Source organism: Sorangium sp. So ce124, from assembly GCF_051525235.1.
GTDB classification, from domain to species: Bacteria; Myxococcota_A; Polyangia; order Polyangiales; family Polyangiaceae; genus Sorangium; species Sorangium atrum.
This window is the reverse complement of sequence record NZ_CP150312.1, coordinates 9,470,475-9,491,522: the sequence shown is the minus strand read 5'-3', so window position 1 is coordinate 9,491,522 and position 21,048 is coordinate 9,470,475. Positions and strand designations below refer to the sequence as shown.

The window sequence follows — 21,048 nt, the reverse complement described above, 5'->3', positions numbered from 1 at the left end:
CACGGTGCGCCCCGAGCGTCACGCGACGGATCCACCGCGCCCTGTGCATGGACGGGCACAGCGTGGAAGAGTCCCAGCGTCGCAGTCGACACGGGTGCCGTTCGCGCGATGCGCGTCGATCGAGTCATTGGATGTTCCCTCGTTGCCTTGAAGGACCTATGCACGTAGGTAAACGGTACAAGGTCTGTCGTGAGTTGGCATAGCCCATCATCGAATTAATTGTTGCGGCGCGCGGCCGAGCTGTAGGACAATCGTTCCGTGAATACGCTCGGCTCACGTCTCCACGGGTTCGCGCTGTTCTCCCTGATGCTCGCCCTCGCTGCCGGGTGCGGCAGCTCGTCCGACGACGCCGACGCCCCGGCGAGCGGCCAGGGCGACGACGAGCCGCCCCGGATGGTCGGGATGACGGCGGCCCACAACGCGGCGCGCGCCGCGGTCGACCCGCCCGCCGAACAGCCGCTGTCCCCGCTCTCGTGGTCGTCGGAGCTCGCCGCGGTGGCTCAGGCCCATGCTGACAAGTGTGTGTTCCGCCACAGCGCGAACGGCTACGGAGAGAACCTCTTCGCGACGTCGAGCGGCGCCTCACCCGCCCCCGAGGATGTCGTCGGCTCGTGGATCAACGAGGCGGTGAGCTACGACCTCGCGAGCAACGCCTGCAGCGCCGCCACGTGCGGCCATTACACCCAGGTGGTCTGGGCCGACTCCCTGCGGCTCGGCTGCGGGATCGCCATCTGTGCGGACGGCTCACCGTTCGAAGGGGGCAGCGCCTGGCAGTTCTGGGTGTGCACTTACGATCCTCCCGGCAACTTCGTCGGCGAGCGCCCCTACTGAGCCGAGCGCGCAGCGCGCCCTGAGCCGCCGGCGTGCGTCCCCGAGCGCCTTGCGGCGCAGGACGGTGCTCTTCAACGCTCGGGGCTCCGGGTCGCCTGCGGCGCCCTTCGCCCCGAACCCCCAAGTCGGCGGCCGCCGCGTCGGCGCTGGGTAAGCGGCCTGGAACGTCGGTCGACTCACCGAGCGCGGTGAGGAAGCGGGCGATGTTGCTCGGCTCGGTGATCATGGCGACGAGCTTCATCCTTCCCTTGCAGGCCGGGCACTCAAGGAGAAGCAACGATGGCTCCGTCACGGGAGCCAGGGCAACACCTCGCTCTCGTTCTAGGCGCGGCGCCCCGCTCCGAGGCGCCGCGCCGTGCCGCTCACCCGCACCGAGGGCAACCGCTTCGGCGAACGAACTCCCCACGCTCGCAGACGCTGCGTGACCGTCTGTAAGTTCCGATACTTGGCGGACCGCCGAGCCTACGCGCCCCGGGGGCCGGGAGGCTGGAGGTAGAACGGGCTTACCTCCTCATCGAGCGCCTCGTACTCCTCCGAACTCGACTTGTGATTCAGGTACATGAGGACCGCCCGCGCGGCCTCCTGCAACGGCATGGGCGGCGCTCTGGTGCCGTCCCATGCTTCGCAGAGCGCCCGGAAGCTCTCGAGGCGCTCGAGCAGCGCTAGCCACCATGCCCGCGTCTCCGGCTGATTCCGGCGGATTGGCCGGAAGGTGGCGAGCAAGCTGTCGATGTGGCCGAGCGCTGGACGACGCAGATCCGCGGGGGGGATCTTCGCGACCATCTTGGGTGACGCGAGATAGCCGCACCACACGAGGGCTGCGGCGAAGGTGGCCGTATCCGGGATTGCTGCCAGCTCCGCCTCCGTAGGCGGCGGGCGCGGGTCCTGGTCTTCTGGCTCGGGCGGCGCTTCAGGCGGCGCGCCTTCCCAGTCATCCCACCCTCCGGGCGGCTCCGGGATGGCGAACGCAACGAGCACGTCACGCGCAGCACGCAGGATCTCGGCCGGGATGTCTGGGGATGGCGACCAGTCCCGGCACAGCGCGAGCAGTCTCTCTACCTCCGAGGCTGCGTCTAGCGGCCGCGCACCCGCGCTGAGCCCTGCGTCGGGGCCTTCGCCGAGCACAGTCAAGAGGTCGGTCAGGTGCTCGACGGCGTGCTCGCGAGACGGCATCACCCCGAGTTTGCGCGCTGCGCGTGGCGACGCGAGCAAACCCGCAAGGTTCAGGGCTCCAGAGATACATTGCGCGAGCCGGGCGGCGCGCTTCGAAGCTTCGTCAGAGTCCATGGCGAGTCCCTCTATCACTTCGGTCTACAGAGCTGAATCCAGGGGACCAGTTGGCTTCCGATTGCCGGTTTTAACGTGATGGCAGCGCCCACGATATCGAGATCATTGTAGCAGGTGTAGGTACACCACTCTCCAATAATCAGATTGCCAAGATCCCAGATATTAGGGCACGTCCTACAACGACCATCGCCGCAATCGTTGAGCACGCATCTCTTGGCGAATGGACACTTCACGCTCGACTGGCACAGAAGGGGTGGATCCATGCACTCGACTTTGATCGGATATCCGACGGACAGCGTTGTCGGATCGAGCGTTGCGATCCACTCCTCGGCTAGCTGCCAGGCAAGCTCCGTGTTCTGGTCGATAATCTGGCGAAGTGTCTGCTCGTCAACGATGGTCGGGTCAACGACCTGTGTCTCGATGAGCCCGGAGAGCGCATAGGCTGCATAGGTGGCCTTAGCGTTCATCAAGGCGAGTTCCCTCGGGTCTGCGTTGTGCGCTGCATCGATCGCAGCTTCCTCTTCCGGGGTAAACGTCGTGCTATCCTCTGCGCCGTCGTCTGTCGGTGTGGGCTGCGTCTCGTCGGGCGCTGGCTGCATCCCGTCCGGGGTGGGTGTCTCGTCAGGTGTGGGCTTGCTGTCCTCCGTTTCTCCGCCTTTCCCGATTCGGATCGTACATGCCGGTATCATTATCGCGCCGACGGACCCGATGACAAGCAGAGCTCCGAGCCTGCCTACAAGACTGCGCTTCGACATGAGCTGCCTCCGAGCCCGGAATGCTAAGTAAAGCTGGAATGAATTTCTACGCGGAAAGTAATGCGGGCAACTCTCGCGAACGCCGCAACCGGGCCGTGGGGCGGCATCTGGACGTTCGCGACCGCTGAAGCTGGACGAGGCGGTTCGCTGGGCGGGCTTCAGTCCGGCTATTCAGGAAACCGGAGCGTCTCGGCGGCGATGCCCTCCTTTCCCGTGACCTCGTCGCCGGTCCAAATATCCCAGCTCACGCCGCTTTTGCCCGGCAGTCCGAGCTCATAGGAGACGCCCTCCAGCGTGAGCTGGTCCTCGTCGAGGTAGGCGATGCCGATCGAGTCGCCGCCGCGCCCGGGGCCGCCGTAGCCGCCGGGACCCCCGTCGCCCCCGTTGGCACCCTGACAGGACCACAGGCCGCCCCCCAAGGCGCCTCCCGGAGCGCCGCGACCGCCTCGGCCGCCTTCCTCGGGGGGCCCGCCGTCGCCGCCCTGCCCGGCCTCGGATGTCTCGATCTCGCTATCGCGCACGGTCAGCTTGGCATGAAGCGCGATGATGCCGATTGACGGATAGCCGTTCTCGCCACCTCGGCCGCCTCGACCGCCGCAGCCGCCGGCGCCGCCGGAGCCGCCGCCGGCTCCTCCCTTTGACCCCGCACCGCACACGGAGAGCCCTCCCCGATGGCCGCCACCCCCGCCGCCGCCCTGACCTGGCATGCCCCTGCTCCCGTCGCCGGCTTTGTCGGATTCCCACCCTGCCTCGGTGATGCGCCCCATGCCCTTGCCGGCGGCACCGGTCACACCTTGCGCGCCGCTGCGCCCGACAGATCCCTCTTCGCAATCGACGCCTGTCACCTCTCCGTCTCCCCCCCGCCCGGACGTCGGGCTGTACGCAACGAACGGCAGCCCGTCCCCGCCGTCACCAGCGCCGTCGGGAAGCCCGTCCCCTCCCTTCCCGCCGACGCTCGGAATCCCTCCTTCGCACGGGTTCACCGCCGCAGCGCCACCAGGGACGACGGCGGCCGAGCACGCGTCGCCCCCGTACTGCCCATCGGGCCCCTCCGCTGCCTCGTTCGGATAGGGCCATTTCTCGGCATCGCGGCCCCCCCACGCGGACGAGGCGCGAACTTGGCTCCGGATGAGCTCCACGGCCGTGCCGGACTGGACGAGCATCGTGATCGAGCCGTGCGAGACGAGCCGCATGTCGACGATCGTCGATACGCCGTCCGCGGCTCCCGTGTCGCCGGGGCTCGCGGGCACGACGGTCAGGATGGGCTCGAACGTGTCGACGATCTGAAGTGTCGGGCGCCCGCCAGGCTCGTGCTCAAAGCTCAAGCAGTGGTATCCGCCGACGAGATCGACGCCGGATGGCAGCGCCAGGGCGCCGTAGAACCCGTCGTTGCACGCGAAGACTCGCCCTCGTCCGGTGCGCGCGAGCTCGACGCCGCGCTGCAGCGTACGCACCGGCTTGTCCCTCGTTGTGCCGGGGTTCGCGTCGTCCCCGTTCCCGAACATGCCCGCGACGAACACCCCGCAGCCATCCTCGAGCACGTTGGCGGCGAGGCGCTCGAGACAGACCGACTCCGGCGGCGCGTCGCCTGGACACGACGACGCGCCGTCGCACGCCGCTCCGCCAGCGTCGCTCGGGCCTGGCGCGGTGCCGCAGCCGGCCGCGACGAGCAGCACCGCGGGGAACAAGGTGATCGCTGCTGTGATTCGCATGGTTCTCCCTCGATGTGACGCGGCGTGCTCCGGGCTCTTCAGCGGGGCGGCTCAGGGTCGGGCGCACCGAACTGAACGTAGGGCAACGAGTGGCCCGCCTCTCCCTCGCCCACAGGGTCATCGGGCGCCGCATTGCCTCCGGAACCGCCCTTGCCGGCGCTTCCAGGCTGGAGATGGGTGTCGGGGCCGATGCCCACGAAGGCGCCGAAGGATGCGACACCGTAGGAGGGGCCCCCGAGGCCGCCGCCGGCATCGCCCCCGCGACCGCCGTTGCCGCCCCACCCGCCTTCACAGGCGGGCCACAGCCCGGTAAACGGATGCTTCCCGCCGTGGCCACCTGCAGCGCCTCGGCCTCCCCACTGCCCCGTTCCGCCGACGCCGCCGTTGCCGCCCTTGCCCGCGGTCACGGTGGTCGCTTCGAGCGTCACCGAGCTCCCCTGCAGCGCAACGACGCCGATGCTCGCCCCGCCATAGCCGCCGCCCTGACCTCCCTGGCCCCCACAGCCGCCGCTCCCGCCCGAGCCGCCGGCCGCGCCGCCCTGAGGCCTGCCTGCTCGGCAGGCGATCATCTCGCCTCGCCCCTTGCTGCCGCCCCCGCCACCCCCCCCATGGCCGACGCCGCCCCGCTCCCCGTCCGGACCGCGAATGCCGACCCAGCCGTCCTCGGTGAGGTAGCCCATGCCCAGCGCGCCGTCAGCGCGACCGGCGTCTGTGCCGTCGGGGCCAGGGTCCCCTTCGTCACATCGGAGGGCATCCGCGCCGCGGCCCCCGAGACCCGTCTTCTCCGGGTCCTGGTTCGCCGCCGGTCTCGGCGCCCCCGGAGCGCCATCGCCCCCCGCGTCGAGCCCGCCGTCGCCCCCGTAGCCTCCGGTGGACTCGGCGCCGTCGTCGCACGCCGTCACGACCGGAAGAGCACCCGTCGGGGAGTCCTCCGTGCAGGCGTCCGCGCCGTCGATTCCCAGCACGCCGTCCGCTGCCCGCTCGCTGTCCGCGTCCTTCCCCGGCTCCCCGTCCTTGGCGTCGCACGCGACGATCGCGCTCGATCGCACGATCACCCCGGCCCCCGGGCTCACGATCATGGCGATCGACGACTTGCCATCGCGCGCGGAGGCGTCCGCCGCCACGACGCGCACGCCGAAGATCACCGACGTCGCGCCCTCGTCCCCCACGACCCGCAGCGGGATCCCCGAAGGCGGGGCGATGATCGTCGGGTGGTTGGCGCCATCGAACGACCACGCGCCGTCATCGCAGCTACGGCCGCCCCAGAGGTGGATCCCCGAGACCAGCGTGACCGCTTCCTCGAACGTCTCGCCGCACGCATAGACGTGGCGCAGGCCCCGCGCTTGCGCCTCCACGATCGCGGCTTGCAGCGAGCCGAGCGGATCGCGCCGCGTGCCCGCGCGCGCGCCCTCCGCTGGAGCGCTGGCGCTGACGAACACCCCGCACTCGTCCATCACGGGTCCCATGCCCGGCTCGTTCACCTCGCACGGCGACGGCGGGGGGGCGAGGCACATCCGCTCCTCACCGCAGTCCTCTGTGTACGTGCAGCCGGAGAGCCCTCCCGCGCCGCTCGTCGAGAAGGCGGCGACGGCGCACAGCCGCCGCACGTGTCGCCCCTGGAGAAAGTGCATGTCCCTGGCTCCTCGGATCACCACACCCCGTGCGCCACGAGGCCGATCTGCCCTGGCGTTGCGGCCGGCGAGAGCGCGACGCGGGTGCCCGTGGGCTCGGACTGCAGAAAGGAGAAATCCGTGAAGAACGAGGCGACCGTCATGGCGCCGACCACGCCGCTCGCGACCACCATCGCCGTGCCGAGGGCGGCGAACTGATCTCGCTCTCGCCGGAGGACCGCCAGCTCGTTGCACGCTGAAGGCGGCGACGGTTCGCGGCACGCCCACGGCGTGAACCCGAGCGCGTCCAGCTTGCTGTTGCGCTCCTTGAGATCGCCGTTGGATGCGCTCGCGCGGACCATGAACAGGGCGCCGAGGGAGGCCGTCGCCGTTGTCAGACCGATGCCGGCGATACGCGCCGGCCCGAGCCACGATGCCACCGGCCGCGGGGCCTGCGGCTTGACCGGTCCGCTCTTCCTCGTGCCCGGAGCCGGCGCGCGCGCGGGCGCGTCGGCCGCGCGCACGAGCTGCAGCGCCGCGCTGACCGTCTTCCCCGCATCGACCTCGACCCGCTGCGAGCCCTCCCCGTGCCCCGACAGCCGGGCCCGGAGCGTGTACGTGCCCGGCGCGACGAACAGCTCGTGGACCGTGGCGCCCGTGCCGACGGGCTCCCCGTCCAGGAGGATCTCGGCGTCGGGCGGGGAGGCAGCCACATAGATCCTGCCGACGTGCTCGATCGCCGCGTCGAACGCCCGCGTGAACCTGTCGAGGAGCGCGCGACTCAGGGCGGCGTCCTGCTCGAGGCTCCGCCCCAGGTGCTCGGCGGCCTCCCGGTGCTTGCCCTGCTCCAGCTCGCAAAGCCCGAGATAGCCGAGCACCTCGGCCCGCTGCACCGCGGTCATTCCGGCGGCGTCGGGCGCCGCCAGGACGGCTTCGAAGCTCGCTTCCGCCTCGGTCCACTTCCGTGCGCCGAAGGCAATCCGGGCCTTCTGGCGCGCCTTCGTCGCTGCCGCGCTCTCGGTCAGCGCAGGTGCTGCGCGCGCGAGCCCGATGCCGCTGCCCAGCACGCCGAGAAGGCAAATCCCGGACAGGGCCGAGCGCAAGAGGGTCATGCGGCCCACTTTATCAACGAGGCTGTCGGCCCAGCAAGCGCGTACGGATATCGAGCGCTGCGCTTTTGCATGATAAATCCAACGTCGCCTGCGCAATGATTCAACGGAGCCGTGGCCTTCTCGTTATCCCCCTGCGGACGCACCTTCGCGCACCGTTCTTCGTCGCACCGGTCGATTGGGTCACCTCTTTTCGCGCCTGAAGCATCTGGACGTGCATGGATGTGAGCACCTCGGCGAGCCTGCCCATCGCGGCCCCTGGTACGCTTGGTTCCGATCGCTTCCGCCGGCTCGCGCGCGCCATGCGCGTGCCGGCTCAGGACGTCGACGACGTCATCCAGGACGCGTGGCTTCGCATCCTGGAGAACCGCGCGCGCATCGGCCTGGCGAGGGACGCCGCGGCATATGTGGACGAGCTCGTCAGAAACGTGGTGCGCAACAGCCGGCGGCGATCGCGCCGCCGGCAAGAGGTGATCGCACCCCTCCAGGACGAGGATCCTTCGGACGAGCGGCCGGGCCCGGAAGCCTCCTTGATCGCCCGCCAGCGGGCTTCCGTCCTCTGGCGCTTCATCGACAAGCTCGACGACGCACGTCGCACGGTCTTCATCGAGCACGAGCTCCTGGGCCGGACGCTCGCCGAGATCGCCGAGGCGCACGCGCTCCCCGAGAACACCGTCAAGTCACGGCTCGCTGCCGCCTGGGACAAGATCGAGCAGGAGGCAGGGCGCTGGCAGGCGGCGCAGCACCGGCGCAGGCAGCCCGCGGTGCCGTGCTTCGTGCCCTTCTTCTCCGGTGCCTGGCTTCGCGACGCCTTGCGCGGGCTTCGCCGGTTCAGGCTGCATGGGACGGCGGCGGCGGGGCTCGTGCTCGGGGCGGGCGCTGCCTGGCCCGGCCCAGCGGCTGGCTTCGTCGAAGCGCCGCTGCTCGCGGCCTCGGGGCGCGCGCAGCCCGCGTTCGAGATGCCGGCGGCGCCTGCCGACCAGCGCGGCGTGGGGCCGGGCCGACCCGAGAGCGCGATCCGGCGAGAGGCCGTCACGGCCTCCGCCGTGTCTGCCCATCAGGGCAGCACCACGACGGCTCGCGCGGTCTCCGCCGCGGGCAAGGTGTCGCCCCGGGCGCACTCCGGCGCGGCGCATGCTCGGATCGATCCGATGCTCGAGCGCGCGCGAGCGATGCTCGAGCTCGGGACCACCGAGGGACAGCTCTCGGCGTGCCGTCTCCTGCACGAGCACCGCGAGCGTCGTGGTCGCGGAGAGCACACCGCGGAGCGCGACGCGCTCCTCCGGCGGGTTCGCTGCGAACGCCACGGGTCGATCGGGGCGCAGAGGTGATCGCGTCGCGCGTGTGGTGGCGGGATGATGGGCCAGAGAGGGCGACTCTCGCGCGCCACGTCTCCCTGGTCCCTCCGAGGAGGGCGCGAGCGGCGCGCCTACCGCGCAGCCATGAGCCCACCATCACCCGGTGCACACGGCTGGACGAGCAGCCGCTCAAAATGCGCCGCAGGAGCGCCCCAGCTTCTCCAGGCCGCTCACCACCTGTTGAGCGGCGTCGATGCTGCCCATGTACAGACGCTCGGCCTTCTGGGCGCTGCGGTCGCCGATGATGATGCGATAGATGACGCCCAAGACCGGCGTGTCAGACCACTCCACGTTCGCCAGCGACGCGTGGTCCAGGAAGCGGAGCGAGAGGGTGTTCGGCGGGCCATCCGTCGTGACCCGGACGCGGCAGTGCCCGAGGTATTCGAACCGGGCCCCGAGCCCCAGCTGCTCGCGGCCCATGACCTGCGCAATCGCCACCGCCACCTCGGTGCGCCAGGCTTCCTGCTCGGGATGGGGATCGTCCGTCTCGTCCGCTCGAGCCTGGTCTGCCGCGGCGGCGATATCGGCGCGTAGCCTGGCGGCATCCTCCTCCTTGCGGGCCTGGACCAGCGGCTCGAGCGAGGCCATGAACGCTTGCGCGCTGGCGGCATCGTAGAAGGACACATCGGCGGATTCGAGGCCCACGGCACCGATGGTGTTGTACGCGGCGAGGATCGAATGGTCTTTCGTCGTGCACGTCGCGGGATCGGCGGTGAAGGTGATGCCGTCCTGCTTGCTGAGCCGGTTGACGTATTCGCGGGCAGCGGTCGCGAACCCGGCCTCGGCCCCGTACTCGCCTCCGTTCTCTCGACACCAGCTCTGCAACTCCTGGCGCAGGGCGCTCACCACCTTCCTTTTGCGGGCCTCCGGGGTGGTGCCGTTGAGGTGCTCGATGAACGATCGATCCGTGGGCAGGATCTTCACGACGGTCGTATACAGAGCCCAGGGGGGGTTCGGGTGGGCCTGGTACCCCAGCGAGTCCGCGAAGGCGGCGATCGACATCTTCTCGTAGGATTGCGGCGGACGTCCCTGGAGGGCGGCGCAACCGCTGGCCGCCGCCGCGGCCGCCAGCAGGACCAGCACCCCTGCGGGCGATGGCGCCCTGGGCGGTCTCACTGCGGGGAGTACCTGCGGGAGAGGCGTGACCCGGTGTCGTGGGAGGGAAGTCATGGTGCGGCAGCGTACAGGAAGAATTCCAGCCCGGTGAAGAACTCCCTCAAGCGGGTGTGGAGCCGGGGGTGGAACCAGTGAGCCCGCCGCGAACGGAAGCGGTGTGGGGGAGGCAGCCGGCAGCCCTGCCGGCAACGGAAACGGGTAGTGCTGCACTTTGGCTCTGAGTGCTGCACTTTGACTCCGGCGCCGCACTGACGGGCTAAGTTCGGCCGGAAGTAGTACAGCCCGCGTCGGCGCCAACCGACCGGGCTGCGTGGCCGAACCCCGCTTCCACGGAGTCCGACAGTGCAGCAATACCTGATCCCACCCGACGGTGGGCAAGGCGGACGTGTACCCACACGCCGCGGTCCCCGTTCCACGTCCTTGACCGATGCGGAGGCGATGCGCCTGCGCGCCGCCCTGCGCAACCTGCGCGCCGCGTACGGCACCTGGGCATGCCTTGCCGAGGTCATGGGCATGCCGACCCGTACGATCCGCGCCATCGCGTCGGGCCAGTTCGCCGGGTCGCCCGGCACCGCCATGCGGGCCGCGCGTGCGGCTGGAACCACCATCGAGCGCCTCCTGGGCCGGCCAGTCGCGGCTGACCGCTGCCCAACCTGCGGGAGGTCCGGGTGACCAAGCCGCGGAAGGGGGCCGGACGCCCGCCTGCCGCACGACATCCCCGGAAGCGACCGACGATGGAGGCGATCCTTGCCGAGCGCGGCATCGTCCTGGCGACGCTCGCCGGCATCCCGAAGCGCGACCGCCGCGACGTGGAGGCCGAGGTGTTGCTCAACGCCTGGAACGCCGTCCGCCGTTGAATGTACCGGCCCGACCCGAAGGACAAGCCCAGGGACGCGCTCCGGAAGTGGCTCCACGGCATCGCCTGGCGCCTCGCCTCGCACTACATCCACAGCGCGTACGTCCGTCATGCCGTGATCCATCCGAGCCCCCTCGGCCTGCTCCGCGAGCCCGTCGGCATCGACATGCACGCCCAGATCGAGGCGCGTGAGGTGCTCGATGCCATGGCCAGCCTGCCGCCCTGGCAGGTCGACGCGCTCCTCTCCGTCGACGATCCCGAGAGCGTCTCGGCGTACGCCCGGCGGCATCGCATGAGCCCGCACACGGCGCTCAGCCGGCTCCGCATCGCCCGCGAGGCGCTGGCCCTGAAGCTGCGAAGGTGCCGGCGATGAAGCGGTGCAGCCCGAAGCGCACGGTATCGCATCAGCGTGACACGCTGCCCTGCTATAGACGAGATGTCCCCGAGGAAAATCGAGGCGCACCTCATGGCCAGCCATCCCATTGACCGAAATTCAATAAGACTGAAAGTGTCCTCAAGATGAGCGTCGCGAAAGCTCGTCCAGGCGGGTTTGAAGCTCGGCGACGTCAGCGATGCCAGCGCCTTCTGAAGCCAGCGAGATGAGAACTCCGAGCGCTCGCGCCTCGGCATCATCATCCATGTTTTGCCTCGCGGCTCGAAGTGCACTCCTTCCAAGCATCTCCAGTGATTGAATCTCAGAAATTGCCTTGTTTTGAACGGCCGCCAGCTCGTGCGCGGCGCCGAGAGCGTACATAACCGTTGCTCCTAGCTTAAATTGCGGCACGGCGCGAGCTCGGGTCTCTGCCTGCGTCAGCAACGAAATAGCCTCATCAAACCTCCTAAAATGCACGTAGGCCATGGCAAGCGAAACGGCATTGTATATATACAAATCCGCGTGCCCCAGCTGTTGCGCCTCATCGAGCGCCTGCTGCGTGACGCTCATCCCCTGCTCCCACACCCTTTGACTAATCAGGAATAAGCCCTTATATGTCTTGGCCGCGACGACCTCTGAGCGCAGGCCCCCTCCCAAGGCAATATCCGATGCGCGTTCGACGGCATGATGTGCCTCGTTGTACTGCTCCGCGTTCGCAAGGGCAATGCCTAGTTCACGAAGCGCTACGGACAGCCCGAGCATGTCACCACGCTCTTCTGCCTCTTTTACACGTTCCCGCAACGCGCTAATACGAATTGCGTGATCCGAGACTGATGTGTCCGCTGACATATCCGGCGGCGACGGATAGCCGGAGAGCCAAATAAGTATCGAACCCGTCAACCCCTGGTATGCCACCGCGAGCGGATCGGTCGGCTCAGCGCCGGACTTGTAATTGAGCAGCTGCTCTCCAAAACTCCACCTGGCCCGATGTGGGATCTCGTGACTCCTGAGGCCCGAAGAATGGTCCGCCCTCTGCCAGAGGCCCTGCACGATCCCTTCATCGAACCAGGGCTTATGTTGTTTGAACCATCGTGCTGCACGCAGGCTCTCCTCGATGCTGGAAATGCGAGACACTGATACCAGCAACTTTGGCATCTCGCGCCCAGCTCGTTCCTCGGCCGAGGCGCCCGCGATGCCGCGCGCCACCTGCATAATGCCATCGAGCGATTGCTTGTTGGGAGTCGACATCAACACAACTGCATCCGGTAGCTGGACGGTGCAGATTCCGCCGGCGTCTGTGAGTCCTGTCCGACTGTCGATCAGCACAGCATCAGCCGTGCCGACGAGCTGCTCCCGAAGCGTCTCGACTGCTGCTGCGCCGGCAGAGTTCTCGTAGAAGTCCTTCCAATCAACACCGGCAAGCCGACGGCCGAACTCGGCGTCAATGCGTCCTGCGACGAGCAGCGACAACGAACCGTGCCGCGGCGCATGATCCTTGTCCTCGATACGAATGAGCCACTGCCTGATGTCTGGCGGTGCAGGAGCATTGTTGCGTAGGGCCTCTCGCCATTCGAGTAAGTAATCCAGTACCCCACGAGCCTCGGCCATCTGCTCAGCGGTGAGTCCGAAAAAATTATGCAGCCCGGGGGCTTCCAGATCCCAGTCAACCGCGACCACGTCAAGAGCGTGCGTATCGGCAAGCCGGTAGGCGACGTTCGCGAGGGCCATAGTTCGCCCGACGCCACCCTTGAACGAGTAGAAGGTGATGACTCGTCGATTAGGCCGAGTGATATTCATGCGGCCTCGGTGATCGCCCTGATCATACTGGGCGGTTTTCGGGGCAGATGGCCACGCCTAGCCCAAGTCGGATGAACGCTCGGGACTGCGGGTGGGAGCCAAGCGTCAAGCTCTTCTGCAAGCGCTCCGATCTCCTCCAGGTCGCGCCGGCACCGAGCCACGGCCTCAGGGGACAACCCCGAAAGCGCCTTCGCAATCTGCCCTGCGTCGATGACAGGGTCGGTGCCGAACGCCCAGAGCACTTCTCCCAGAGGGAAGCGACCCCCACTGAGAGCCCGCTCAACGATTTCCGGCAAAAGCTCGGTCGCCTTGGATGGGTTCGAGAGCCGTAGCCCGGCGACGATGATCGGCCACGGCACTGGTGCACCCTGGCGCCAGAGGGACAACCAGTTTTCCCAGAGCAATTTTCTCTCCTGGAGTCCTGCGAGCGCGAAGAGTACGCTCCGCTCAACGATCTCAACGAGGCCTCGTGCCCGCCCACCAAAGGCGCCTCGCTCCGCGATCCGACGGAGCACTGGCGCCGCAGCCGAAATCCGACGCCGCAGGGCGAGCTCTGCCAAGTTCCGCACGGCTTCCGCATCCCGCGTGGTGAGTACATCGCTGGCGCCAGACATCTCTAGCCCAGTTACGACCGCACGCTCCAAGCGCTCCCGAAAGGTGAGGTCGGTCGTCTGCCCATGGATGACAGCGACATAGTCGTCGGGGGTCTCCGCGTGCAGTGTCGACAGCGGCGGATCCGCCTCTTCGGCGCGCATGCGGCGCAGCAACCAGTCCAGGAGTTGCTCCTCCTCCATTAGTTCAACAATTTCCCTAGTAATCATCTTAGCCTCACAGCGAGGTACCCTTCGGAAGGCGGTCGCATGATCGGACCGATGTACTCGGCGTCCAGTCCATCGTCCGGGTGGGGGCGAGCGAGAAGTTCGGGTTCAGTTGCGGCATCCGTTCGCAGGTCACGCGTCATTCCCCATGGATCTTTGTGGCCAGGAGGTGGGCATCGCCACGCGGGGCCTGCGTTAGCATCGAGCGCCGTCGGAACATGTAGGTCGCGGTCTGGCGCCGTGTCGATGGGGACAGGCACCCGAAACATGTGCTCCTTGTCGGGGATATGGCATAGCCCGAGGCGATCTCGCGCGTCGTCAGCGTCGTTGCTAGTGTACGAGCTGATCCAGAACGGATACCTGATGCCGTCTTTCCCCAGGCCAAAGGACCGTTCGAGGCGTAGTCGCCGTGGTGGGCGGGATGCCAGAGGGTCAGTCCTGGCAACGTAATCCAACTTTTGCAATTTTTCGAAAGTTACATGGGTCCACCAAACGCCTTGGATCGTTGACGGACGCGGGCTCGCGACCGGCAACATCAGGTGTCCCGCCGAGCAAGCCCCACAAACCCGGTCGATCGCCTTCGGCGCAGCGGAGGCTGCCAGCGCCTTGTGAAACGCCTCCCGACCGTGATCGGGAACACGGGTCTCTTCTTGGAGGCTGAGCAAGACCGCCTTGTCCTGAAGCGAGCCGCCCTTCAGTTCGGCTATGATTGACGCGACGACGGACGCGTGATCAGCGGAGGTGCCATCCAGCAGCGACATCGCCGCGAAACTATCACAAAGCGGCCGCGCTGCGCACCGGCGGTCCGACACCGACCGGCGCACGCCCCTGTGGATGTCCATCCCGTGCGTAGCGTCCGCAGCCCAAGGGGGCTGGGTGCGCTGTGTCGCTATGACATACCCCGTCCTGCCGGCATCTCTCCCGCACGCTTCCGAGCGGTTTTCCGCGGAGAAATCGCTGTAATCAGAGGACCTTAGACGAAAACGCCCCGCTCCCAGCGGCAAACTAGGAGCAGGGCGGCAGAAGCCGCGCGGGTTGCCCCGTCCGACGTCCTGGCAGACCGGATCGTGGGCCCTCCGCCGGGGAAAGGCAAGGGTCCCGTGGCGAACGTGCTCCCGGCGGAGAAGCGCCTGCGTGTGCTCGCGGCGCTCCTGGACGGCAACAGCATCCGGGCGGTCGAGCGCATGACCGAGGTCAACCACCGCACCATCACGCGCCTGCTCCTGGCGCTGGGGGCAGGTGCGGTGCGCCTGCATGACCGCCTCGTGCGAGACGTGCAGTGCAGCCTCGTGCAGGTCGATGAGGTCTGGTCCTTCGTGCAGAAGAAGCAGTCCCGTGTGACCGAGGCCGACCCGCCCGACGTGGGGGAGGCGCACACCTTCGTTGCCGTCGACGCGACGAGCCGCATGGTCATCTGCTGGCGTGTTGGCAAGCGCGACCAGGCGACGACGGACGCCTTCATCAAGGATCTTCGCGCACGCATGCTGGTCATGCCGCAGCTGACCAGCGACGGGTTCGCCCCGTACATCTCCGCCGTTGGCGCGTCCTTCGGCCCGAGCATCGACTACATGCAGACGGTCAAAAACTACCGCTCTGGCAGCCGTGGGCGCCGCGACGACGACCACCGGTACGAGCCGCCCCGGGACCCCTTCATCACGAAGTCCGTGGTCTACGGCGCGCCCGACCCGGCCAAGGCGTCGACGTCCTACGTGGAGCGTCTGAACGGCTCCACGCGCCACAGCAACGGGCGCATGCGGCGGCTCTGCTACGCCTTCAGCAAGAAGGCGGACCACCACGCCGCAGCGGTCGCCCTGAACTACGTGGCGTACAACCTGTGCCGCGTCGTGCGCACGCTCCGCGTCACGCCCGCGATGCAGGCAGGCATCACCGACCACGTGTGGGGCCTGGACGAGCTCCTGGAGACGCTCACGACCGAGGAGGAGGCCGCAGCCCCCGAGGCGCAGCCGCTCACTCATCGCGAGCCCTCCGCGCCAGCGAGGCCGCTTCCGAACGGCCGCGGGTTCCTGCGCCTCGTGACCGAGCCGACCCCAGGGTTGAAGCAACGGCGCCGGAGCGAGCCGCCGCCTCCGGCGGCATCCCCGGTCCAGGCCGTTCCGCCGCCCGCGCCGGATGGCCCGGTCCAGCTGTCCCTGTTCGATCCCCCGGAGGGGTCGTGAGTGCTGCACTTTGCGCGCGCAGGGTGCTGTACTTTGAGCACGAGTGCTGCACTTTCCCCCAAAGTGCAGCACCGCCCGGAAACGGTGTGGGGGAGGCAGCCGGCAGCCCTCCTGGCAACGGAAACGGTGTGGGGGAGGCAGCCGGCAGCCCTCCTGGCAACGGAAACGGTGTGGGGGAGGCAGCCGGCAGCCCTGCCGGCAACGGAAACGGTGTGGGGGAGGCAGCCGGCAGCCCTGCCGGCAACGGAAACGGTGTGGGGGAGGCTGCTGGGCAGCCCTCCTGGAAACGGAAACGGTGTGGGGGAGGCTGCTGGGCAGCCCTCCTGGAAACGGAAACGGTCTGGGGGAGGCAGCCGGCAGCCCTCCCGGCAACGGAAACGGTGTGGGGGAGGCAGCCGGCAGCCCTCCCGGCAACGGAAACGGTCGGCCGCGAACCGCCACACGTGGATGGCACGGTGCCTGCCGACATGCGTGCTGACAGCTACCAGACGCCGTGACGAGAGCAGCACTCTCGACGCCACCCCGCCGCGCGCCGGGCACATGACACCTTCAGGCGACTTCTCGCGAGCCTCGCGGGGCCTGGCCCATGAGCACGATCACGACGAGCGGCGGCAGGTCGTGATCAAATTGGAACATGAAGGCAGGAAGGCGGGAAGAAAACATGAATGATTTTCCCGCCTTCCTGCCTTCATGTTGACTCTCTCTGGGCAAAGTTGACCACCACCCGGCGGCACGCCGCCAGAAAATCAGCCGGCATGTCGATTGACGGGTGCGCGGGGGGGATTATCCCTGCGCGGAACGTTCGGCGTGCGCCTGACGTTCTCAACACGTCCAGCGCGCAGGGGTGGAGCGCGTCGTACCTGTTCTCCGCTGCTCCGCGACGACGAACAACGAGAGGTCATCCCCTCATGACGAAGCCTTCTCCGCTCAAGAAGAAGCCCGCTCCCAAGAAGCCCGCGGCCCCGCCCCAGGCGGCGGCGTTCGACGAGATCCTGCCCGAGATAGAGGCCCTGAGCCCGGATCGGCTGATCGCCATCAACCTCGATATTCCCCGGGTCGTCTCCCAGGTGCTGGGCGTGCTGCCCGGCCTCCTCGCGCTGCGCTCCGCCATCGCGGAGCACGTGCCGACGCACGATGTCGCGTTGCTCGACCGGCTCGAGACCTACGCGCTGGCCGCGTGGTACGCGCACCTCGCGTGGCTGTCGAGCGGAGGCGCCGAGAACTCGCTGAAGCCGCTGCTCGCGGAGGCGGCCCCGCTGCGCGAGAACCTGCTGAGCGACGCCGAGGCGCTGGCCCGGCGCGGCCTGCTCGACGCGGACACGGTCGCGGAGATCCGCGCGGGGCTGGGGCACATCGACACGGCGAACGACCTGGTCGCGCTCTCGGCGCTGTTCACTGCGAGCTGGGCGGAGGTCGCCAGCAAGACGGCGGCGACCGAGGAGGAGGTGAGGCGCGCGGGGGAGATCGGGCCGCAGCTGCTCGCGGCCCTCGGCGTGCGGGAGCACGGCAAAGGTCCCGGGCCGACCGAGGCCGCGGACAGGAGGGCGCGGGCGTTCTCGCTGCTCGTCCACGCCTACGACCAGACCCGCCGCGCCGTCACGTACCTGCGCTGGGACGAGGAGGACGCCGATACGATCGCCCCCTCTCTCTACAAGGGCCGCACTGGCCGCGCGACGGCGCACAGCGACGCCGTCGCCGCCCCGGGCGACGAGGCGCCGGCTGAACCGGCGGCGCCCCGCGCTGCGACCCCCGCAGCGCCGAACGGCACGGCGGCGCCTGCTGCGCCGAACGGCACGACGGCGCCTGCTGCGCTGAACGGCACGGCAGCGCCCGCGATGCCCGGGGCTGCACCGAACGGCGCGGCGCCTACCGGCTAGACATCGCCGCCCGCCTCCGCGGCGAGCGCTTCCCGCTCCCAAGGATCGGCTGCCCAGGCGAACGCACCGGCGGAGGGCAGGCAGACTCCCCCGCTTGCGGTGCAGTTCGCGAGGCGGGATCGAGCTAGTCGCCGCCCGCGCACGCCGGCTTGGGGGGGCAGCGACCTTCCAGGATGTCGCGGCACACCTTGTCGCGCTCCTTCTTGTCGACCGCGCCGAGCGCGGCGTAGATCTGCTGCGTACTGCACCCGAGCGAGCCCTCGGCCATGAGCGGACCGCACGCGTCGAACACCTCCGGCGCCGGCAAGGGCGCGCAGAGGGCCTCGCAGGCCGCGATATCCGCGAGCTCGATCGGGCATATGGCCGCATAGAGCGTGCACATCGCCTCGCACCGCCCGACGCACCCGGCGTCGCCCTCGGGGCCGAGCGGCCCGGCCGCGGTGCAGCCGGCGGGATCGCCGGCCTGCGCCGCGCGGCACCCGGCATACCCCTCGGGCGACGGCATCGCCTCGCAGACGGTGCAGCACGCCTCGACCGACGGATACTGCGGCGTGAGCTCGCAGAGATCCATCGACCGGGCGCAGTGCGCCGAGCACGCGGCGATCTCGCACGGGCCGCCCTCCTGCGTGGGCGGAGTCCAGCTCTCGGGGCTCCCATCGCCGGCGTCGCCCGTGGCGGCGCCGCTGTCGATGCCGTCACCCACGGCCGAGGTGGCGCTGTCCTCGCCGTCGGGCAGCGGGGCGACGACCTGACATCCGGCGACCCACGCGGCGAACGCGCAGGCGGCAGCGAGGCGCGCCCTCACAGCGTCCCTCGCATGCTGATGTAGCCCGGACCGACAGCCCAGGTGACGCTCGACTCCGGGGCCTTCGAGCGCTCCATGCCGAGGGCGATGCCGCCGACGGCCGCGCCGGCGATCGCGAGGCCGAACCCCACGTTCGAGACCCAACCCAGGGCGTTCGCGTCGCCTCGCGCGCCTGCGGAGCAGCCCGAGGTGCCCTGCCGGCACGCCTCGGCGAGGTCGCTCCTCGCGCTCAGGTAGGCCGCGCCCACGCCGATCCCCACCGCCAGCCCGGCGCCCGAAGCGATGAACCCGCCGACGGCCCACGGCGAGACGCCGTGCGGGCGGGGCTCCGGCGTGAGGGCGACGTCGAGCGCCGTGGTCTCCCGCTCCGGGACGTAGACCCGCTGCCGGGCGCCGACGTAGCCGTCGGCCTCGACCTCGACCCAGTGGTTGCCAGGATCGATCAGGGTCCCCTCCGAGGAGACCTTCACCTCCTGGCCGTCGACCCTGAGCCTGGCCCCGGCGGGGCTCGGCACGAGCCGCACCTTCAGCCGGGGGATTCGATCGTCGAGCTCGTCGCGCAGGGCGTCGGCGCGGCGCCGCGCCTGCATGAACGGCCAGGGCTCCCCCGGGAGCGCGCGCGACGAGGCGATCGTGGCCGCGAGCTCGCGCGCCTCGCTGAGCCGGCCGATCGCGGCGAGCGCCTTCGCCACCTCGATGGAGGTCGAGGGCACGCGGACGAGCTGCTCGGCGCGCTGGTAGGCGCGGAGCGCCTCCGCGTACCTCCTCAGGATGAAGAGCTCGTCGCCCTGGTACACGAGCTCCCGGGCGTCGCGCCGCGCCTTCTCGTCCGCGGCACCGCCGGCGGTGTCCGCCGCGTCGCCGGCGAGCGCCGGCGGCGCCGCGAGGATCAGGCTGGCGATCACCATCAGCGTGCTGGACCGGGGGCGCATGGGTCTCCTCTCCTGTCAGAAGCCGAGATCGCGGCGCCAGCGCGTGCGCGTCGCGACCGTCTTGCCTGGCGTCGCGGTCGGCGCGGCGAGCGCCGCCGTCGGGGCGTTCTGGGCGCCAGACACGGCCGGCACCCTGGCGTCGGCTACCGCCCTGACCGCAGGCTGCGCCGTGGCCGAAGCCCGCGCCTCGGCCTGGGGCGGCCGGACGTCGGCCTGCGCCGTGGCCGCGGCCTGCGCCTCGACCTGCGGCGCCGTGGCCGCGGCCTGCGCCTCGACCCGCGGCGCCGTGGTCGCGGCCTGCGCCTCGGGCTGCTGCGCGATCGTGGCGCACTGGGCCGCGGGCTCGACGGCGGGAGCGGCGCGTCCAGCCGCTGCGCCGGCCACCATCGCGAGCGACGCGGACTGCGCTGCCGGCGCGGTCCGGGTGACGCCGGAGGCCCCAGCCCACGCCAGGGTGCTGAGCCCCATGACGGCGCCCGCCGCGAGGGCCCAGGTGCGCGTCCGCGCCCGCTGCCGAGGCAAGCTCATGCCCACGCCCAGCGTGCCGAACGGCATGAGCGTGGTCACGAGGGACGAAAAGCCTTCGCCCGAGCAGAGGGACTCGCGCGGGGGCATGACCTCGGTCTGGGCGGGCCGCGTGCCGCGCGGGGCGGCGACGGCGGCGTCCAGCGCATCGAGGACGGCGCGGGCGCTCCGGGCGCGGCGCGCCGGGTCGGGCTCGAGCAGCGAGAGGACCCAGGCGTCGATCGCGGGGGGCACCTCCGGGGCGAGCCGGGACGGCGGCGGGGGCGGCCCGCGGTCGATCGCCACCGCCACCGCGGCGACGGTGGCGCCGCCGAAGGGGATCTGCCCGGTCAAGCAGAAGTAGGCCACGACGCCGAGGGCCCAGAGATCGCTGTGCGGTCCGACCCGCGCTCCGCCCGCCATCTGCTCGGGCGACATGAAGTGCGGCGTCCCCAGGATGGCGCCCGTGACCGTGAGCCGCTCGGCCTCGTCGGCGGTGTCCTTGGCGATGCCGAAGTCGAGCACCTTCACGAAGGGCTCCCGCTCGCCTTCGACGAGGAAGATGTTCTCGGGCTTGATGTCGCGGTGAACGATGCCCGCCTCGTGCGCCCGGGCCAGCGCGGCGCAGAGCTGGCGAAGGATGGAGACGGTCTCCTCGACCGTGAGCCGGCGGCGGCGCTCGACCAGATCTTGCAGCGTCTGCCCTTCCAGGTGCTCCATCACGATGTAGGGGACCCCCTGGTCGGTGAAGCTCACGTCGAACACGCGCACCACGTGCGGGCTCTGGATGCGGGCCGCGGCCTCGGCTTCCCGGTGGAGGCGCACGACGGCCAGCGGGTGGTCCATGTACATGTCGCGGAGGAACTTCACCGCGACGTGGGTCCTGAGCGCGACGTGCTCGGCGAGCCAGACGCTCCCCATCCCTCCCTGGCCGAGCGCGCGGATGAGGCGGAGCTGGGAGCCCACGTGCATCCCCGGCAGCGGACCGCGCTCCGAGCTCGACGCGGTGTGGCAGCCTGCCTCAGCTGGGGCGATCAGGCAGGGCGATGGCTGGGTGGCCTCGCCTATTCCTAGCGTCTTGCTCATGCCGGAGCCGGCTTGCACGCCTCGAGCCATCGCTCCGGCGGAGGG

General features: G+C 69.6%; 18 protein-coding genes. 7 read left to right on the top strand and 11 right to left on the bottom strand.

Annotated elements, in window-relative coordinates; all coding sequences use genetic code 11:
- Window positions 1-258: 258 nt before the first annotated feature.
- Window positions 259-831 (top strand): CAP domain-containing protein, encoded by a 573-nt coding sequence (locus WMF19_RS35735; RefSeq protein WP_437894459.1) that lies wholly within the window; start codon window positions 259-261, stop codon window positions 829-831.
- A gap of 462 nt (window positions 832-1,293) precedes the next feature.
- Here WMF19_RS35735 and WMF19_RS35730 read toward each other — a convergent pair whose 3' ends face one another.
- The 5 genes from WMF19_RS35730 to WMF19_RS35710 all read right to left on the bottom strand — a co-directional run bounded on the left by WMF19_RS35730 (window position 1,294) and on the right by WMF19_RS35710 (window position 7,307).
- Window positions 1,294-2,004, bottom strand: a complete 711-nt coding sequence (locus WMF19_RS35730; protein ID WP_437894458.1) for a hypothetical protein — start codon at window positions 2,002-2,004, stop codon at window positions 1,294-1,296.
- A 128-nt stretch (window positions 2,005-2,132) separates the two neighbouring features.
- Entirely contained in the window at window positions 2,133-2,873 is a 741-nt protein-coding gene (locus WMF19_RS35725) for a hypothetical protein (protein WP_437894457.1), read from the bottom strand.
- Window positions 2,874-3,040: 167 nt separating this feature from the next.
- A complete protein-coding gene (locus WMF19_RS35720) occupies window positions 3,041-4,585 on the bottom strand; it encodes a hypothetical protein (protein WP_437894456.1) in 1,545 nt (514 codons plus the stop codon).
- A 38-nt stretch (window positions 4,586-4,623) separates the two neighbouring features.
- A complete protein-coding gene (locus WMF19_RS35715; protein WP_437894455.1) occupies window positions 4,624-6,216 on the bottom strand; it encodes a hypothetical protein in 1,593 nt (530 codons plus the stop codon).
- A gap of 17 nt (window positions 6,217-6,233) precedes the next feature.
- Window positions 6,234-7,307, bottom strand: a complete 1,074-nt coding sequence (locus WMF19_RS35710) for a PEGA domain-containing protein (protein ID WP_437894453.1) — start codon at window positions 7,305-7,307, stop codon at window positions 6,234-6,236.
- Window positions 7,308-7,522: 215 nt separating this feature from the next.
- On the opposite strand from WMF19_RS35710, the gene WMF19_RS35705 reads away from it, so the two are divergent.
- Window positions 7,523-8,635, top strand: a complete 1,113-nt coding sequence (locus WMF19_RS35705) for an RNA polymerase sigma factor (protein WP_437894452.1) — start codon at window positions 7,523-7,525, stop codon at window positions 8,633-8,635.
- A gap of 156 nt (window positions 8,636-8,791) precedes the next feature.
- Here WMF19_RS35705 and WMF19_RS35700 read toward each other — a convergent pair whose 3' ends face one another.
- A complete protein-coding gene (locus WMF19_RS35700) occupies window positions 8,792-9,745 on the bottom strand; it encodes a hypothetical protein (protein ID WP_437894451.1) in 954 nt (317 codons plus the stop codon).
- 453 nt (window positions 9,746-10,198) lie between these two features.
- Here WMF19_RS35700 and WMF19_RS35695 point away from each other — a divergent pair, with 453 nt between their 5' ends.
- The 3 genes from WMF19_RS35695 to WMF19_RS35685 all read left to right on the top strand — a co-directional run bounded on the left by WMF19_RS35695 (window position 10,199) and on the right by WMF19_RS35685 (window position 11,007).
- Window positions 10,199-10,450, top strand: coding sequence for a transcriptional regulator (locus WMF19_RS35695; protein WP_437894450.1), 252 nt, complete (start codon window positions 10,199-10,201; stop codon window positions 10,448-10,450).
- 62 nt (window positions 10,451-10,512) lie between these two features.
- Window positions 10,513-10,635: a hypothetical protein gene (locus WMF19_RS35690; RefSeq protein WP_437894449.1), complete on the top strand. Its 123-nt coding sequence runs from the start codon at window positions 10,513-10,515 to the stop codon at window positions 10,633-10,635.
- Window positions 10,636-11,007 carry a sigma-70 family RNA polymerase sigma factor gene (locus WMF19_RS35685; protein WP_437894448.1) on the top strand — a complete coding sequence of 124 codons (372 nt, stop codon included), beginning with the start codon at window positions 10,636-10,638 and terminating at the stop codon, window positions 11,005-11,007.
- Window positions 11,008-11,148: 141 nt separating this feature from the next.
- Here WMF19_RS35685 and WMF19_RS35680 read toward each other — a convergent pair whose 3' ends face one another.
- Together WMF19_RS35680 and WMF19_RS35675 are read right to left on the bottom strand one after the other, a co-directional pair.
- Entirely contained in the window at window positions 11,149-12,804 is a 1,656-nt protein-coding gene (locus WMF19_RS35680) for a KGGVGR-motif variant AAA ATPase (protein ID WP_437894447.1), read from the bottom strand.
- The gene (locus WMF19_RS35675; protein WP_437894446.1) at window positions 12,801-13,625 is read right to left on the bottom strand and encodes a hypothetical protein; all 825 of its coding nucleotides are present in this window, start codon (window positions 13,623-13,625) and stop codon (window positions 12,801-12,803) included. Before WMF19_RS35675 ends, WMF19_RS35680 begins: the two co-directional genes overlap by 4 nt.
- Before the next feature lie 1,097 nt (window positions 13,626-14,722).
- On the opposite strand from WMF19_RS35675, the gene WMF19_RS35670 reads away from it, so the two are divergent.
- Together WMF19_RS35670 and WMF19_RS35665 are read left to right on the top strand one after the other, a co-directional pair.
- The gene (locus WMF19_RS35670) at window positions 14,723-15,799 is read left to right on the top strand and encodes a transposase (RefSeq protein WP_437894445.1); all 1,077 of its coding nucleotides are present in this window, start codon (window positions 14,723-14,725) and stop codon (window positions 15,797-15,799) included.
- Between the two features lie 908 nt (window positions 15,800-16,707).
- Entirely contained in the window at window positions 16,708-17,676 is a 969-nt protein-coding gene (locus WMF19_RS35665; RefSeq protein ID WP_437894444.1) for a hypothetical protein, read from the top strand.
- A 124-nt stretch (window positions 17,677-17,800) separates the two neighbouring features.
- Here WMF19_RS35665 and WMF19_RS35660 read toward each other — a convergent pair whose 3' ends face one another.
- The 3 genes from WMF19_RS35660 to WMF19_RS35650 are packed head-to-tail and all read right to left on the bottom strand — an operon-like array spanning window position 17,801 to window position 21,003.
- On the bottom strand, window positions 17,801-18,481 hold the full coding sequence (locus tag WMF19_RS35660; protein WP_437324250.1) for a hypothetical protein: 681 nt from the start codon (window positions 18,479-18,481) through the stop codon (window positions 17,801-17,803).
- Window positions 18,478-19,413: a PEGA domain-containing protein gene (locus WMF19_RS35655; protein ID WP_437324249.1), complete on the bottom strand. Its 936-nt coding sequence runs from the start codon at window positions 19,411-19,413 to the stop codon at window positions 18,478-18,480. Before WMF19_RS35655 ends, WMF19_RS35660 begins: the two co-directional genes overlap by 4 nt.
- A gap of 15 nt (window positions 19,414-19,428) precedes the next feature.
- The gene (locus WMF19_RS35650) at window positions 19,429-21,003 is read right to left on the bottom strand and encodes a protein kinase domain-containing protein (RefSeq protein ID WP_437894443.1); all 1,575 of its coding nucleotides are present in this window, start codon (window positions 21,001-21,003) and stop codon (window positions 19,429-19,431) included.
- Window positions 21,004-21,048 lie beyond the last annotated feature (45 nt).